The sequence below is a fragment of the Crossiella sp. S99.2 genome, assembly GCF_023094165.1.
In the GTDB taxonomy this organism is placed as follows: Bacteria; Actinomycetota; Actinomycetes; order Mycobacteriales; family Pseudonocardiaceae; genus Crossiella.
Genome location: NZ_JALMDK010000002.1, coordinates 891,504 through 907,164 on the forward strand (window position 1 = coordinate 891,504; position 15,661 = coordinate 907,164).

Below are 15,661 nucleotides of genomic sequence, written 5' to 3' on the forward strand. Positions count from 1 at the left end.
CACCGGCAGCGCATGATGCCGCGCTATGGCACTCACCATCGGCATCGACTCCTCGACCCAGTCCACCAAGGCCCTCGTCGTCGAGGCCGAGACCGGCCAGGTGATCGCCCAGGGCCGGGCCGCGCACCCGGACGCCACCGAGGTCGACCCGAGGGTCTGGCTGGCGGCCTGCCGGGACGCGCTCGCCCAGGCCACCGCCGGGCTGCCAGGACCGGTCAGCGCGCTGGCGGTGGGCGGGCAGCAGCACGGCCTGGTCACCGTGGACGCCGAGGGCGCGCCGGTGCGGCCCGCGCTGCTGTGGAACGACCTGCGTTCGGCCCCGGAGGCGGCCGAACTGGCCGCCGGGCTGGGCGGGCCGGGGGAGTGGGCGCGGCGGACCGGCTCGGTGCCCGGCCCGAGTTTCACCGTGACCAAGCTGGCCTGGCTGGCCCGGCACGAGCCCGACCTCGCCGACCGGGTGGCCAGGGTGCTGCTGCCGCACGACTGGCTGACCAGCCAGCTCGCCGAACCCGGCCAGGCGCCCGCGACCGACCGCGGCGACGCCTCCGGCACCGGCTACTTCGCCCCGGCCACCGGCGAGTGGCTGCCGGAGATCCTCACCGCGGCCTTCGGTCGGGTGCCGGAGCTGCCGCGCATCCTCGGACCGGCGGACAGCGCAGGTCAGACGCCGGAAGGCTGGTTGCTCGGCGCGGGCACCGGGGACAACATGGCCGCCGCGCTCGGCCTGGGCGCCGGGCCGGGCGACGTGGTGGTCTCGCTGGGCACCTCGGGCACGGTGTTCGCGGTGGCCGAGCAGCCGGCCGCGGACGCCAGTGGCGCGGTGGCCGGGTTCTGCGACGCCACCGGCCGCTACCTGCCGCTGGTCTGCACGCTCAACGCGGCCAGGGTGCTCACCGCGACCGCCCAGCTGCTCGGCGTGGACCTGGCCGAACTGGACCGGCTGGCGCTGGCCGCGGCGCCGGGCGCGGGCGGGCTGGTGCTGCTGCCCTACCTGGACGGCGAGCGCACCCCGGACCTGCCGAACGCCGCCGGCACGCTGACCGGCCTGCGCCGGGCCAACATGACCCCGGAGAACCTGGCCAGGGCCGCGGTCGAGGGCATGCTCTGCGGACTGGCCGACGGGCTGGCCGCGTTGCGCGCGCACGGGGTCGAGGTGCGCCGGGTGCTGCTGGTCGGCGGGGCGGCCCGGTCGGCCGCGGTGCGCGCGGTCGCGCCGGGGCTTTTCGCCGCGCCGGTGGAGGCGCCCGAGCCCGCTGAGTACGTGGCGCTGGGCGCGGCCAGGCAGGCCGCCTGGGCCGCGGCGGGCACCGCGGAACCGCCGGTGTGGCAGCTGCGGTCCGAGCCCTGCCCGGCCGCGAACCCGGACGATTACGCCGAGGTCCGGGCGGCCTATTCCTCCGCCCGGGGTCAAGTACACGATTACTGATGGACTGAACGGGTGATCCACTCATCAGCGGGGTGACGTGCGGCCGTTCAGCCGATAGGCAGTCCGGGCGGGGTCAGGTTGACCTGCGGCCGTCGGAGTCTTAGTTTGACTGGGCAACAAACGAATCGAGGTGCAGGGTGCAGGGTCCGGACCGTCCCGCCGACCATGCCGGCTTGCGCAAGGCGAACCTGGCCCTGGTGCTTCGTGCGTTGCGGGCCGACGGGCCGCAGTCCCGCGCCCGGCTGGCCCGGATGACCGGGCTCAACAAGGCCACCATGTCCAGTCTGGTCGCCGAACTCGAGCAGCGCAGGCTGGTCCGGCTCGGCGCGGTGGTCGGCGGCGCCATCGGCAGGCCGGGTCAGCTGGTCGAGCTGCGCCCGCGCACCGTGTGCGGCATCGGCCTGGAGGCCAACGTCGACTACGCCGCGGTCGCCGTGCTCGACCTCTCCGGCGACCTGGTGCTGCACCGCAGGGTGCCCACCGACGTGGTCGGGCTGGGCGCGGTCGCCGCGATCGACCTGCTGGCCGGTCTGGCCGCCGAGGCCCGCCGCACGGTGGAGGCCATGGGCGGCTGGGTCGCCGGGGTCACCGCCGCGGTGCCCGGCCTGGTGGACGTGGACGGCGGCGTGGTCCGGTTCGCGCCCAACCTGCACTGGCGGGACGCGGCCGTGGTCGAGCAGCTCAGCGCCGGCCTGGACCTGCCGGCCGGGCGGATCGCGGTGGACAACGACGCCAACCTGTCCGCGGTGGCCGAGCACGTCACCGGGGTGGCCGCGGGCGCGACCGACCTGCTCTACCTGACCGGCGAGGTCGGCGTGGGCGGTGGCGTGATCGCCGACGGACGGCTGCTGCGCGGCGCCACCGGGTTCACCGGCGAGGTCGGGCACATGCCGCTGGACCCCTCCGGCGCGGACTGCGGCTGCGGGCGCAAGGGCTGCTGGGAGACCCAGGTCGGCCTCGGCGCGTTGCTGCGCGCGGTCGCCGAGGAGGGCGACCCGATCCGCGATCCCTCGCTTGACCTGGAGAAACGGCTGGCCACCATTGTCAGCCGGGCCCGGGAGGGGGACCAGCGCACGCTGGCCGCGCTGGAGCGGATAGGCGCCGCGCTCGGCGTCGGCGCGTCCATCCTGGTCAACATCCTCAACCCGGCCGCGGTGGTGCTCGGCGGCTACTTCGCGGTGCTCGCCGACTGGCTGATCGCCCCGGCCGAACGCGAGCTGACCGCCAGGGTGGTCGCCACCGGGGCCGATCAGCCCGCCTGCCGCCTGCTGCCCTCGGATCTCGGGTTCACCGCGGCCGTGCGCGGCGGCGCGTACGCGGCGATGGAACACGTGCTGACCGACCCGACGCTGGCCCCAGTGCCCGCGCCGGGCAACCGCTGGGAACTCGTCCCCGCACAGTCCACAGTGGACAGCCGGAGGTAGTCGTGCGCACTGATCCCTATCGGCCGCGGCCGGAACACCGCTTCAGCTTCGGGCTGTGGACGGTGGGCTGGCGCGGCAACGACCCCTTCGGCGAACCCACCCGGCCCGCCATGGACCCCGGGCACGCGCTGGGCACACTGGCCGAGCTGGGCGCGTGGGGGGTGAGCCTGCACGACGACGACCTCATCCCGTTCGGCGCCGACGACCTCAGCCGAGGGCGCATCCTGGACCGCTTCCGCAAGGCGCTGGCCGACACCGGGCTGGCCGTGCCGATGCTGACCACCAACCTGTTCACCCACCCGGTGTTCAAGGACGGCGCGTTCACCGCCAACGACCGCGATGTGCGCCGGTTCGCGCTGCGCAAGACCCTGCGCAACCTGGACCTGGCCGCCGAGCTGGGCGCGGGCGTGTACGTGCTGTGGGGTGGGCGCGAGGGCGCGGAGACCCCGGTGGCCAAGGACGCCAGGGTCGCGCTGGACCGCTACGCCGAGGCGGTGGACCTGCTCTGCGGGTACGTGCGCGAGCAGGGCTACGACATCCGGTTCGCGCTGGAACCCAAGCCGAACGAGCCGCGCGGGGACATCCTGCTGCCCACCATCGGGCACGCGCTGGCCTTCATCGAGCGGCTGGCCCATCCCGAGCTGGTCGGGGTGAACCCGGAGGTCGGGCACGAGCAGATGGCCGGGCTGTCAGTGCCGCACGGGGTGGCCCAGGCGCTGTGGGCGGGCAAGCTGTTCCACATCGACCTCAACGGCCAGACCGGGCCGCGCTACGACCAGGACCTGCGTTTCGGCAACGGCGACGTCAAGGCCGCCTTCCACCTGGTCGACCTGCTGGAACGGGCCGGGTACGACGGTCCCCGGCACTTCGACTTCAAGCCCGCGCGCACCGAGGACGAGCACGGCGTGTGGGCCGCCGCGGCCGCCTGCATGCGCAACTACCTGATCTTCGCCGAGCGGGCGGCGGCCTTCCACGCCGATCCCGAGGTGGCCGCGGCCAAGGAGGCGTCCCGGATCGGCGCGCTGGCCGTGCCCACCCTGCTGCCCGGGGAGGACCTGGCGGAACTGCGTGCCGAGTCCTTTGACCCGGAGTCGGCGGCAGAACGTGGAATGGGGTACGAACGACTCGATCAGTTGGCACTCGATCACCTGTTCGGGGTGCGCTGAACTCACGATCCGCCACCAAGATCCCTGGGTGGGGTGACCGTCGACCGAGCGACAGGGCATGCTCTTCTCGACGGTGCACCCTCCGAAGGGGAGACGACGATGCGAGGTCGGGCCAACGCGGCGGTAGCCGCCCTGCTGGGTGGGCTCGCGCTGCTGGCCACGCCGACCGCGGCCGCCGCGGCCGAGCCGGTGGCCGTGGTCCGGGTGCTCGCGCAGCAGCAGCCCCCGAGCACGCCGAAACCGAGTGGCACCAGCCCGTCCTCGACCAGCACCGCGCCGCCGGTCACGCCGGAACAGCAGGCCGACAACGAGCGCCGGGTGACCATCGCGATCATCGCGGTGCTGCTGCTGGCGATCGTCTTCTTCGGGCGGAAATACCGCAAGAAGTGGGGTAAGAGCGCCGGGTGACCCTGCTCTGACCTGGTATTTTACCTAGCCGGAAGAAGAGATAGGCCGGATCGAAACCCCTTCGTCCGCATTGACGTGGTGGAGTGGGCACGTTCCGATGGACGGGACCGGGGTACAGCCAGACCGAAGGGCACGGCTCCGCTCGGCGCAGCGAACCAACCGCCAGGCGGCTCGTTGTCGATCTTTGGATCTTGGCCAAAACGGGTAGTGCAGGATTGGATGCAAATGAGTACCGACACCAAAGTCCAGTGCCGCTCCGCTGTCGAGCGGTATTCGGACGCGCTGGTCGGGCTCTCCCGGAGCATTCACGCCGAACCCGAGCTGGCCTTCGCCGAGCACCGCAGCGCCGACAAGGTCGCCGAACTGATGGCCCGCGAGGGCTTCAAGGTGGAACGCGGCACCTCGGGCCTGGACACCGCGCTGACCGCCACCTACGGCTCGGGTGAGCTGGTGGTCGGGCTGTGCGCGGAGTACGACGCGCTGCCCGAGGTCGGCCACGCCTGCGGGCACAACATCATCGCCGCCTCCTCGGTCGGCGCCGCGCTCGCCCTGCGCGAGGTCGCCGACCGGCTCGGCATCACGATCAAACTGTTCGGCACCCCGGCCGAGGAGGCCGGTGGCGGCAAGGTGCTGATGCTGGAGCGCGGGGCCTTCGACGAGGTGTCGATGGCGATGATGGTGCACCCCGCCCCGCACGAGACCTGCGCCTGCTCCTCGCTGGCCATCACCGACCTCGAGGTCGCCTACACCGGCCGGGCCTCGCACGCCGCCGCCGCGCCGCATCTGGGCGTGAACGCCGCGGACGCGCTGACCGTGGCCCAGGTCTCCATCGGCCTGTTGCGCCAGCACCTGGAGCACGGGCAGATGGTGCACGGCATCGTCACCCACGGCGGCGCCGCGCCCAACATCGTGCCCGCGCGCACCGCCGGGCTGTTCTACCTGCGAGCCGAGAACATGGACTCGCTGAGCCACCTGGACGAGCGGATCCGCCGGTGCTTCGAGGCCGGCGCCGTGGCCACCGGCTGCGCGCACGAGATCACCCAGGTGTCCCCGAACTACGCCGAGCTGGCCCCGGACCCGTGGCTGGCCCTGGCGTACCGCGCTGCCGTGACGGAACTGGGCCGGGAGCCGCTGAGCCCCGCCGAGGAGGCGAACCGCCAGACCGGCAGCACCGACATGGGCAACATCACCCACGCGTTGCCCGCCATCCACCCCACGATCGCCATCGACTGTGGCAGTTCGGTGAACCACCAACCGGAGTTCGCGGCCGCCTGCGCCTCGCCCTCCGCGGACAAGGCGGTGCTGGACGGCGCGCTCGCGCTGGCCTGGACCGCGGTGGCCGCCGCCGCGGATGATGCCCAGCGAGCCCGGCTGCTCGCGGACACCGCAGATCGTGTGAACAGCCGCGTTGCCGTGCCAGCCACGGCAGGAGGTTTTGAGGCGTGACAGTCCTGGATTCCCGACCCGGCCCGCCCTTCGGACCGGAGTCCCGCGGACCCATCGACGTGCTGAGCCCCGGCTCCGGCCGCACCATGTCCACTGTGGAGGATCTTGGCGCGGGGCGGGGACCGTCCTGGCTGGACAAGTGGCTGGGGAAGAACCTCGCTCAGGTGGTGGCCTGGCGGCGGCAGATCCACGCCAACCCGGAGCTGTCCCGCAACGAGCACAACACCACCAAGTTCCTCTTCCGCGAGCTGGCCAACGCCGGCCTGCGGCCCCGGGTGCTGCCCGGCGGCACCGGCCTGATCTGCGAGGTCGGCAGCGGATCGCGCTGTGTCGCGCTGCGCGCCGACATCGACGCGCTGCCGCTGACCGAGGACACCGGCCTGCCCTTCGCCTCCACCGTGCCCGGCGTCTCGCACGCCTGCGGGCATGACGCGCACACCACCGTGCTGCTGGGCACCGCGCTGGCCCTGGCCAGTGCCGATTCGCTGCCCGGCCGGGTCCGGCTGATCTTCCAGCCCGCCGAGGAGGTCATGCCCGGCGGTGCGCTGGACGTGCTGGCCGCCGGTGGCCTCGACGGCGTGGAGCGGATCTTCGGCCTGCACTGCGCGCCGCGGCTGCAGGTGGGCAAGCTGGGCACCCGGATCGGCGCGATCACCTCCGCCAGCGACCTGCTGGAGATCCGGCTGACCTCGCCCGGCGGCCACACCTCCCGCCCGCACCTGACCGCCGACCTGGTGCACGGCCTCGGCACGCTGATCACCCGGCTGCCTGAGCTGCTCACCCGCCGGGTCGACCCGCGTTCGGGCACGGTGCTGGTCTGGGGCGCGGTGCACGCCGGCGACGCGGCCAACGCCATCCCGCAGGACGGTCTGCTGCGCGGCACCCTGCGCACCGGCGACCGGGACACCTGGGCCGAGCTGGAGCCGGTGGCCCGTGAGCTGGTCGGTGCCCTGCTGGCCCCGCTGGGCATCGGTTTCGACCTGCTGCACCGCCGCGGCGTGCCGCCGGTGGTCAACGACCGGGAGAGCACCCGCCTGCTGCGCACCGCCACCCAGACCGCGCTCGGCGAGGACGCCATCACCGGCACCGAGCAGTCCTCCGGCGGCGAGGACTTCGCCTGGTACCTGGAACACGTGCCCGGCTCCTTCGCCCGCCTCGGCGTCTGGTCCGGCCAAGGCCCGCAAAAAGACCTCCACCAACCCACCTTCGACCTGGACGAGCGCGCCCTCCCAGTCGGCATCCGCATCCTCACCCAAGCCGCCCTAGACGCCCTCCAGTCCTGATCCCGCCCACTTGGGCCAACTCGTACGCCAAGTTGGCCCAAGTGGGCGTACGACTTGGCCCAAGTCGTCAGCCGGTTGGGGAGTTATCCACAGGTTGGCGATCGGGGTGGTGCTGATGAGTGAGTCGGGTCGATCGTTGTTGGCATGGGTCTCACTCCGCTTCCTGTTCCCTGCACCCGGCAGCAGGCCATCGCCGCGCTGGGTGAACGTGGGCTGCGCAACGCGTTGACCGCCGGTCGGCTGACCCGGCTCTGGCGGAATCTGTTTGTGCCCGCCGGTCGTGCGCATGATCCGCGGACCCGGGCAAGGGGAGCCTTGCTGTTGGCCGGCCCTGAGGCCGCGCTGACCGGGCCGACCGCGGCCGAGATCTATGGCTGGACTCCGCTGACCAGCACAGATGTGCATGTCGCCGTACCGTACTCACGCTGGCCGAGAAACCGAGCCGGGCTGGTGGTGCACCATGATCCGTTCCAGCCGGAGGATGTAGTGCTGCTGGACGGGCTACGGGTGCTGGCCCCGGAGCACGTGCTGGCCGAGCTGCTCTGCGGGCGGACGCACCGGGCCGGATTCGCCTGTGCGGACCAGGCGTTCCGATCACTGCCGCCGGAGCTTCAGGACGATCTGCGGCATCAGATCGGCCATCGGCTGCGGGCCAGGGCGAACCCGCGCGGGATTGATCAGGCGTGGGCGCTACTCGACCTGGTCACCGGCCAGCCGGAGTCACCGGCGGAGAGTTCGATGCTGTTGGTGCTCGTCGACGGCGGCTTCCCTCGGCCGGAACTCCAGTACGAGGTCAGGGACTTCGACGACCGGGTGCTGCACCGGCTGGATTTCGCCTGGCCGCGGCACCGGATCGCACTGGAATACGACGGCTACGAGGCCCACGAGAACCGTGCCGAGCAGGACGCCGAGCGGGACGAGCGGATGGCAGGTCGTGGCTGGATCACGGTGCGTGCCACCGCTCGTGACCTACGAGCGCCAGACGAGCTGTACACCCGGCTCCGCCAGGCATTCCAACGCCGAGAACGACCAACCTGACGTCCACTTGGGCCAAACACCCGTACGAGTTGGGCAAAGTGGGTCAGTTGTTGTTGTTTGGGCCTATGCCGTTGCAGGGGCGGGTGCGGAGGTCGTTGACGTAGTCGGCTGGGGCGCCCGCGGCTTCGGCGGCGTCGGCGACCACGCCGACGTAGCGGGCCGAGGGGAGGCCGCCCTCGTAGGCGTCCAGGACGTAGAGCCAGGCCAGGACCGAGCCTTCCAGCGTTTGCACGCGGAGGCGGATCTTCTTGTAGAGGCCCAGTTCGGCGCCTTCCCAGCGGTCCAGGCGGTCCTCGTCGTTGTTGACGTCGTAGAGGACCACGAAGACCTGGCTGCCGGGATCCTCGACGATGGTGGAGAGCGCGCCCTCCCAGCCGAGGTCTTCGCCTCCGAAGGTCATTCGCCAGCCGACGAGCCACCCCGTACCGGCCATCGGCGAGTGCGGAGCGCGCTCCGTCATCTGGTCCGGATCCATGTTGGACCCGTAAGCGGCATAGAGCGGCACGGCCCTAGCCTAGCGACCCGTCCGCGCCATCGGGACGCGCCGTGCGCACAGCCTCCGAACTGACCCCGGACGGGTAGCGCGTACGGTTGGACCCGCCGACAACCTGACCGCACCACCCACCACAGGAGGACCCCCGTGACCCGCATCGTGATCATGGGAGGCGGGCCGGCCGGATACGAGGCCGCGCTGGTCGGCGCCCAGCACGGAGCCGACGTCACCCTGGTGGAGAGCGACGGCCTCGGCGGCGCCTGTGTGCTGTACGACTGCGTGCCCTCCAAGACCTTCATCGCCTCCGCAGGCGCCCGCTCCGCCTTCCGCAACGGGCCCGAACTCGGCATCAACACCGGGGACGGTCCGACCGGGATCGAGCTGCCCGTGGTGCACGGGCGAGTCAAGGGACTCGCGCTGGCGCAGTCCGCGGACATCCGGGCGCGGGTGCAGCGCGAGGGTGTGCGGATCATGAACGGGCACGCCCGGCTGTGCGACGACGCGCCCGGTCTGGCCCAGCACCGGGTGGCGGTGCGCGGAGCCGACGGGTCGGTGGAGAAGCTGGCCGCCGATGTGGTGCTGATCGCCACCGGCGCCAACCCGCGGATCCTGCCCGGCGCCCAGCCCGACGGCGAGCGCATCCTGACCTGGCGGCAGATCTACGACCTGCCGCAGCTGCCCGAGCACCTGGTGGTGATCGGCTCGGGTGTCACCGGCGCCGAGTTCGCCTCCGCCTACACCGAGATGGGCGTCAAGGTCACCGTGGTCTCCAGCCGGGACCGCATCCTGCCGCACGAGGACGCCGACGCGGCCGCGGTGCTGGAGGACGTGTTCACCGAGCGGGGCACCGCGTTGTTCAAGCACGCGCGGGCGGACAAGGTCGAGCGGACCGCGGGCGGGGTCAAGGTCTTCCTGGCCGACGGGCGCACCGTCGAGGCCAGCCACGCGCTGATGACCGTGGGCTCGATCCCGAACACCGCCGACATCGGCCTGGACAAGGTCGGCATCGAGGCGGGCCCCGGCGGGTTCGTGCCGGTGGACCGGGTCTCCCGCACCACCGTGCCGGGCATCTACGCCGCCGGTGACTGCACCGGACTGCTGATGCTCGCCTCGGTCGCGGCCATGCAGGGCCGGATCGCGATGTGGCACGCGCTGGGCCAGGGCGTGCAGCCGATCAAGCTCAAGACCGTGGCGGCCAACGTCTTCACCCACCCGGAGATCGCCACCGTGGGCATCAGCCAGCAGTCGATCGACGCCGGCGAGGTGCCCGCGCGCACGATCATGCTGCCGCTGGCCACCAACGCGCGGGCCAAGATGGAGGGCCTGCGCCGCGGCTTCGTGAAGCTGTTCTGCCGCCCGGCCACCGGTGTGGTCATCGGCGGCGTGGTGGTGGCCCCGGTGGCCAGCGAGCTGATCACGCCGATCGCGCTGGCGGTGCAGAACCAGCTCACCGTGGAGCACCTGGCCTACACCTTCTCGGTCTACCCCTCGCTGTCCGGTTCGATCACCGAGGCCGGGCGCAAGCTGATGCGGCACGACGACCTGGACTGAGCGGACTCCAGACACCAGGTCTCGACCTGGTCACCGCGGACAACGAATACCGGCACTCGCGCGTGTCCCCTACATCACTCGCTGATGAGGGAGGCACAGCATGCGACACGCGCGAGTGTTGGGACGGTTCGTCATGAGGGCACGGACCATGGGAGTGCTGGCGGCCGCGGCGCTGCTGACCGGGCTGGCCGCGGGGCCAGCGGTGGCGAGCACCGAGCCGGTGCTGCACCTGCCGGTGATCTACCTCGGCGCCGGGCACATCTCGCTCAACGTGGTGTGTCCGGACAAGGACTGGCAGCCGGTGCGCTCGACGCTGTTCACCGAGCCGGTGCGGCTGACCTCCGCTGCGGCCGATCCGACCTGGGGCTTCGGCACCGGGAATCTGGCCAAGGGCCTGACCGCCGGGTCCACGCACACCGTCAGCTACGGCTGCGGTGCCCTCAGCCGCACCCAGCAGGTGACCGTGCAGCCGCCGCAGACCATCGGCCAGGTGCGGTTGCAGGTCAGTCCGGGCCTGGGCCGGACCGGCGAGCAGGTCAAGGTCGTGCGGACCTGCTACAAGGCCAACAACCCGAACACGGCGCCGGTCTCGGCCGCGCTGGAGCCGATGACGCGCTGGACCGGCACCGCGTACGAGCAGACCTTCGAGACCAAGGTCAGGGCGGGCGTCAAACCCGGTCGCTACCAGGTGTCGTTCCGCTGTGGCGGGACTACTCGTACGGTGTTCTTCACCGTCGAGGGCCCGCCCGGCCAGCAGCCGCCACCGCCGGTGAGCGGTGGGCAGGTGCGGATCAAGCCGGTGGGCGGCGTGGAGACCGGAGGGGGTGGACCGGCGTGAGCAAGGTCGGTGCGGCCGGGTTGGTACTGGCCGCGATGGTCCTGCTGACCGGCTGCGGTGCGCCCGCGCCCGCCGCGGGACCGCCGCCGGCCGCACCGGCCGGGAGCAGTGCGTCCGCGCCGCCGGAGGCCACCGAAGTGGCCGTGCTGGCCAGATCCACGCCCACCAGGGTGCGGGTGCCCAAGATCGGCGCGGACTCCAGCCTGGTGTCGCTGGGCCTGAACAAGGACCAGACCGTGCAGGTGCCGCCGATCACCCAGCCGATGCAGGCCGGGTGGTACGACGGCGCGCCGACACCGGGGGAGAAGGGGCCCGCGATCGTGCTCGGCCATGTGGACGGGGCCGGGAAACCGGGCATCTTCTACAAGTTGCGCGATGTCGCCATCGGCGATGAGATCCTGATCGACCGGCAGGACGGGAAAACCGTCCGGTTTTTCGTGCACGAGACCCAGCAGGTCGCGAAGAAGGGATTTCCGACAGACCGTGTTTACGGCGACACGGACCGTCCGGAACTCCGCCTGATCACCTGTGGCGGGGTATTCGACAAGGGTGCGCGCAGTTATCAGGACAACATCATCGTGTATGCAACCATGGTCGAATAGTCCGCGTAGGACGTTCGATCAACGTCGGGGTTGCCTGGGTCTTCGAAGAATGGCCATCTGGTCATAGGTCGCTGACCAGCGCCGATCCAGGCAACCCGAGGGCGGCCCTGGCGTCTTAGGTGGTGTAGGCAGGCGAACTGCCCGCCACTGGGACAAGTCGGGGAATAGGGGTAGTAACAATGGGTATTGGTCGCATTCTTGCCGCCGGTTCCGCACTGGGTGCGACCGGCGTGCTCATCGCGGCGCCGATCGCGTTGGCCGCGGTTCCGAGCATCAGCATGTCCGCCACGGATGTGCGGCCGGGCAGCCGGGTGGAGATCACCACCGAATGCGGGCTCACCTCCAACTTCCGCGAGCCGAGCGCCGCGGTGCTGGAGAACGTGAAGCGGGTCAGCTACGACGGCAAGACCCTGATCGCCAAGTGGTCGGCGAATGTGAAGAAGGACGCGCAGCCCGGTCCGTACGAGGTCTCCTTCGCCTGCCAGGACCAGACCAGCAACGCCAAGTTCGCCGTCTCGGCCACCGGGACCGAACCCACCAAGCCCACCGAGCCGAGCGTCCGGCCCACCACGGCCAAGCCGGTGCCGTCGAGCACCTCGGCCCGGCCGAAGCCGAGCACCACCGCGCCGACCACCTCCACCAGCGCCAAGACCCCCAAGGGCGCGCCGGAGACCGGTGGCGGCGGCACCGCCGACGGCGGCGGCGAGGGCCTGGCCATCGCCGGTGGCGCGGTCGCGCTGGCCGCCGGGGCGGGCTTCGGCGTGTGGGCGCTGCGGCGGCGTCGTGCGTCCGCGCAGGGCTGACCGGAAGGGCGGCCGTGTCTTCGCCGCGGTCCTGTCCGTACTGCTGCTCGCCGTCGGGGCGGTGTTCCTCAGCGGTGGCGCACGGGACCTCTGGGGTCAGGTGTTCGCCGAGGCAGCCCACGATCCCGCCGGCGGCCAGCCGGTCGCGGGCACGCCGGGCAAGCCCATGCGCAAGTCCGACCCGGTCTCCATCGAGATCCCCAAGATCGGGGCCAGGTCCTCGCTGAGCAAGCTGGGCCTGAACAAGGACGGCACCGTGCAGGTGCCGCCGGTGAGCCAGCCCATGCAGGCGGGCTGGTACGCCAAGGGCCCGACGCCCGGGGAGAAGGGACCGGCGGTGATCCTCGGGCACATCGACGGGGCGAAGAAGCCGGGCATCTTCTACAAGCTGCGCGAGCTGAAGCCGGGCGACGAGATCCTGGTCAAACGGGCCGACGGCAGCACCGCGAAGTTCGTGGTGCAGCGCTCAGCACAGGTGCCCAAGTCCGACTTCCCGACCGATGAGGTCTACGGCAACACCACCAGCCCGGAACTCCGGCTGATCACCTGCGGCGGCAGTTTCGACCGCGCCGCGGGCAGCTACCGGGACAACACCATCGTCTACGCCACGCTGGTGGCCTGAGACCCGCGCTGAAGCGCCGACCCCCAGCGGCGACTTCACCGCGAAAAGAACGGGGCGTGCCCAAGCGGCACGCCCCGTTCTCGCGTTCGGTCAGACCGGTTGGTCAGTCGGCCTCGACCCAGTCGAAGGTCTTGGTGACCGCCTTCTTCCAGTTGCGGTACTGCTTGTCGCGGTGGGTCTCCTCCATCGCCGGGTCCCACTGCTTGTCCTGCGCCCAGTTGGCCCGGATGTCGTCCTCACTGGCCCAGAAGCCGACCGCGAGACCGGCCGCGTAGGCCGCACCCAGCGCGGTGGTCTCGTTGACCACCGGCCGGATCACCGGCACGCCCAGGATGTCCGCCTGGAACTGCATGAGCAGCTCGTTGACCACCATGCCGCCGTCGACCTTGAGCGAGGTCAGCGGCACGCCGGAGTCGGCGTTCATGGCGTCGATGACCTCGCGGGTCTGGAAGGCGGTGGCCTCTAGCGCGGCGCGGGCCAGGTGACCCTTGTTCACGAACCGGGTCAGGCCGACGATCGCGCCGCGCGCGTCGCCCCGCCAGTACGGCGCGAACAGGCCGGAGAAGGCGGGCACGAAGTACGCGCCGCCGTTGTCCTCCACACCCTTGGCCAGGGGCTCGATCTCCGCGGCCGAGCTGATCAGGCCCAGGTTGTCCCGCAGCCACTGCACCAGCGAACCGGTGACCGCGATCGAGCCCTCCAGGGCGTAGACCGGGGCGTTGTCGCCGATCTTGTAGCAGACCGTGGTGAGCAGCCCGTTCTCGCTCATCACCTTCTCGTTGCCGGTGTTGAGCAGCACGAAGTTGCCGGTGCCGTAGGTGTTCTTGGCCTCGCCGGGGGACAGGCAGGCCTGGCCGAAGGTGGCCGCCTGCTGGTCGCCCAGGATGCCCGCGATCGGCACCCCGGCCAGCACACCGCGCTCCCGGACCTTGCCGTACTCCTCGGAGGAGGAGCGGATCTCCGGCAGCATCGACAGCGGAATCTGCATCTCGCCGCAGATCTCCTCGTCCCAGTTCAGGGTGTCGAGGTCCATCAGCAGGGTGCGGGAGGCATTCGTCGGGTCGGTGTAGTGCAGACCGCCGTCCGGGCCGCCGGTCATGTTCCACAGCACCCAGGTGTCCATGTTGCCGAAGAGCAGCTCGCCCGCCTCGGCCTTGGCCCTGGCGCCCTCGACGTTGTCCAGGATCCAGCGGATCTTGGGGCCGGAGAAGTAGGTGGCCAGCGGCAGGCCGGTGCGGGAGCGGTAGCGCTCCTGACCGCCGCCGAGCGCGGCCAGCGACTCGCAGATCGCGTCGGTGCGGGTGTCCTGCCAGACGATCGCGTTGTACACCGGCTTGCCGGTGCTCTTGTCCCACACCACCGCGGTCTCGCGCTGGTTGGTGATGCCGACCGCGGCGATCTCGGAGTTCTGGATGTCGGCCTTGGCCAGCGCGCCCCCGCACACCTTGCGGGTGTTCTCCCAGATCTCCTCGGCGTTGTGCTCGACCCAGCCTGCCTTGGGGAAGATCTGCTCGTGTTCGGTCTGGACGACCGAGACGACCCGGCCGGAGTGGTCGAAGACCATGCAACGCGTGGAGGTCGTGCCCTGGTCGATGGCGGCCACATAGCGCTTCTCAGCGGACATGATGCTGCTTGCCTTTCGTGTGGACGTGGATCAGGCCAGTGCGAGGGACAGGAGCCCGGCGAGCACCGCGCCGATGAGCGGACCGACGACAGGAACCCAGGAATAGCCCCAGTTCGCGCCGCCCTTGCCCTTGATCGGCAGCAGCGCGTAGGCGATCCGGGGGCCGAGGTCGCGGGCCGGGTTGATGGCGTAGCCGGTCGGGCCGCCGAGCGAGGCGCCGATACCGACGACCACGAACATCACCGCGGCGTAGCCCAGCGCGGAGTTGCCGAATTGCGGCACCCCGTCGGCGGCGGCCTTGGCGCTGGGGCTCAACAGGATCCACAGCACCAGCACGAAGGTGCCGATGACCTCGGTGACGGTGTTCCAGAGCTTGTTGTCCACGGTCGGGCCGGTGGAGAAGATGCCGAGCGTGCCGCCGGGGTCGTCGTGCGTGTCGAACTGGAGTTTGTAGGCCAGCCAGCAGAGCACCGCGCCGATGAAGGCGCCGAGCAGCTGGGCGCCGAAGTACACCGGCACCAGCGCCCAGTCGAGTTTGCCCGCGGTGGCCAGACCGAGGGTCACCGCCGGGTTGAGGTGCGCGCCACTCGGGGCCGCGATGCTGGCGCCGGCGAAGACCGCGAAGCCCCAGCCGAAGTTGATCAGCAGCCAGCCGCCGCTGTTACCCAGTGAGTTCTTCAGCACGGTGTTGGCCACCACGCCGGCGCCGAGCAGAATCAGCACCGCGGTGCCGATCAGCTCCCAGACGAAGATTGCTCCGCTGGACATGCGCGTCCTCCCTCAGTCCGCTCCATTGCGTCTGAGGTCGGGAACGTAGTCCTGGGCCGATCAACTGTCTACGGTAGAATTCGAAACGGGACAGTTTCGTTATTACTGTCAGTGCACGTCATCGACAGTCGGCTGCGCCGACGGAAATCGTGCGGGCCCGGTAGCGTAG

General features: G+C 71.1%; 15 protein-coding genes. 12 read left to right on the forward strand and 3 right to left on the reverse strand.

Going from position 1 to position 15,661, the window contains the following annotated elements; genetic code table 11:
- The first annotated feature begins 25 nt into the window (after positions 1-25).
- The 7 genes from xylB to MZC64_RS10780 all read left to right on the forward strand — a co-directional run bounded on the left by xylB (position 26) and on the right by MZC64_RS10780 (position 8,191).
- Positions 26-1,426, forward strand: a complete 1,401-nt coding sequence (xylB, locus tag MZC64_RS10750) for a xylulokinase (protein WP_247763287.1) — start codon at positions 26-28, stop codon at positions 1,424-1,426.
- 173 nt (positions 1,427-1,599) lie between these two features.
- Positions 1,600-2,850 carry an ROK family transcriptional regulator gene (locus MZC64_RS10755; protein ID WP_247763288.1) on the forward strand — a complete coding sequence of 417 codons (1,251 nt, stop codon included), beginning with the start codon at positions 1,600-1,602 and terminating at the stop codon, positions 2,848-2,850.
- 2 nt (positions 2,851-2,852) lie between these two features.
- Positions 2,853-4,016: a xylose isomerase gene (gene xylA, locus MZC64_RS10760; protein WP_247763289.1), complete on the forward strand. Its 1,164-nt coding sequence runs from the start codon at positions 2,853-2,855 to the stop codon at positions 4,014-4,016.
- Between the two features lie 99 nt (positions 4,017-4,115).
- Complete coding sequence (locus tag MZC64_RS10765; RefSeq protein ID WP_247763290.1) at positions 4,116-4,424, forward strand: hypothetical protein; 309 nt, start codon at positions 4,116-4,118, stop codon at positions 4,422-4,424.
- 225 nt (positions 4,425-4,649) lie between these two features.
- A complete protein-coding gene (locus MZC64_RS10770; RefSeq protein WP_247763291.1) occupies positions 4,650-5,870 on the forward strand; it encodes a M20 family metallopeptidase in 1,221 nt (406 codons plus the stop codon).
- On the forward strand, positions 5,867-7,153 hold the full coding sequence (locus MZC64_RS10775) for a M20 family metallopeptidase (protein WP_374205678.1): 1,287 nt from the start codon (positions 5,867-5,869) through the stop codon (positions 7,151-7,153). The genes MZC64_RS10770 and MZC64_RS10775 overlap by 4 nt, the downstream gene beginning before the upstream one ends.
- A 144-nt stretch (positions 7,154-7,297) precedes the next feature.
- Positions 7,298-8,191, forward strand: a complete 894-nt coding sequence (locus MZC64_RS10780; RefSeq protein ID WP_247763292.1) for a DUF559 domain-containing protein — start codon at positions 7,298-7,300, stop codon at positions 8,189-8,191.
- A 43-nt stretch (positions 8,192-8,234) separates the two neighbouring features.
- Here the strand turns inward: MZC64_RS10780 and MZC64_RS10785 are convergent, their stop codons facing one another.
- Positions 8,235-8,696: a gamma-glutamylcyclotransferase family protein gene (locus tag MZC64_RS10785; protein ID WP_247763293.1), complete on the reverse strand. Its 462-nt coding sequence runs from the start codon at positions 8,694-8,696 to the stop codon at positions 8,235-8,237.
- A 135-nt stretch (positions 8,697-8,831) separates the two neighbouring features.
- Here MZC64_RS10785 and MZC64_RS10790 point away from each other — a divergent pair, with 135 nt between their 5' ends.
- The 5 genes from MZC64_RS10790 (at position 8,832) to MZC64_RS10810 (ending at position 13,100) form a co-directional block, all read left to right on the forward strand.
- Positions 8,832-10,235: an NAD(P)H-quinone dehydrogenase gene (locus MZC64_RS10790; RefSeq protein WP_247763294.1), complete on the forward strand. Its 1,404-nt coding sequence runs from the start codon at positions 8,832-8,834 to the stop codon at positions 10,233-10,235.
- A gap of 133 nt (positions 10,236-10,368) precedes the next feature.
- The gene (locus MZC64_RS10795) at positions 10,369-11,073 is read left to right on the forward strand and encodes a hypothetical protein (protein WP_247763295.1); all 705 of its coding nucleotides are present in this window, start codon (positions 10,369-10,371) and stop codon (positions 11,071-11,073) included.
- The gene (locus tag MZC64_RS10800; RefSeq protein WP_247763296.1) at positions 11,070-11,675 is read left to right on the forward strand and encodes a class F sortase; all 606 of its coding nucleotides are present in this window, start codon (positions 11,070-11,072) and stop codon (positions 11,673-11,675) included. Before MZC64_RS10795 ends, MZC64_RS10800 begins: the two co-directional genes overlap by 4 nt.
- Before the next feature lie 179 nt (positions 11,676-11,854).
- Positions 11,855-12,478, forward strand: coding sequence for a hypothetical protein (locus MZC64_RS10805; RefSeq protein WP_247763297.1), 624 nt, complete (start codon positions 11,855-11,857; stop codon positions 12,476-12,478).
- Positions 12,459-13,100 (forward strand): class F sortase, encoded by a 642-nt coding sequence (locus tag MZC64_RS10810; RefSeq protein ID WP_247763298.1) that lies wholly within the window; start codon positions 12,459-12,461, stop codon positions 13,098-13,100. Before MZC64_RS10805 ends, MZC64_RS10810 begins: the two co-directional genes overlap by 20 nt.
- A 103-nt stretch (positions 13,101-13,203) precedes the next feature.
- Here MZC64_RS10810 and glpK read toward each other — a convergent pair whose 3' ends face one another.
- Both glpK and MZC64_RS10820 read right to left on the reverse strand, forming a co-directional pair.
- Positions 13,204-14,724, reverse strand: a complete 1,521-nt coding sequence (glpK, locus tag MZC64_RS10815; protein ID WP_247763299.1) for a glycerol kinase GlpK — start codon at positions 14,722-14,724, stop codon at positions 13,204-13,206.
- 30 nt (positions 14,725-14,754) lie between these two features.
- Positions 14,755-15,492 carry an MIP/aquaporin family protein gene (locus MZC64_RS10820; RefSeq protein WP_247763300.1) on the reverse strand — a complete coding sequence of 246 codons (738 nt, stop codon included), beginning with the start codon at positions 15,490-15,492 and terminating at the stop codon, positions 14,755-14,757.
- Positions 15,493-15,661: the final 169 nt, after the last annotated feature.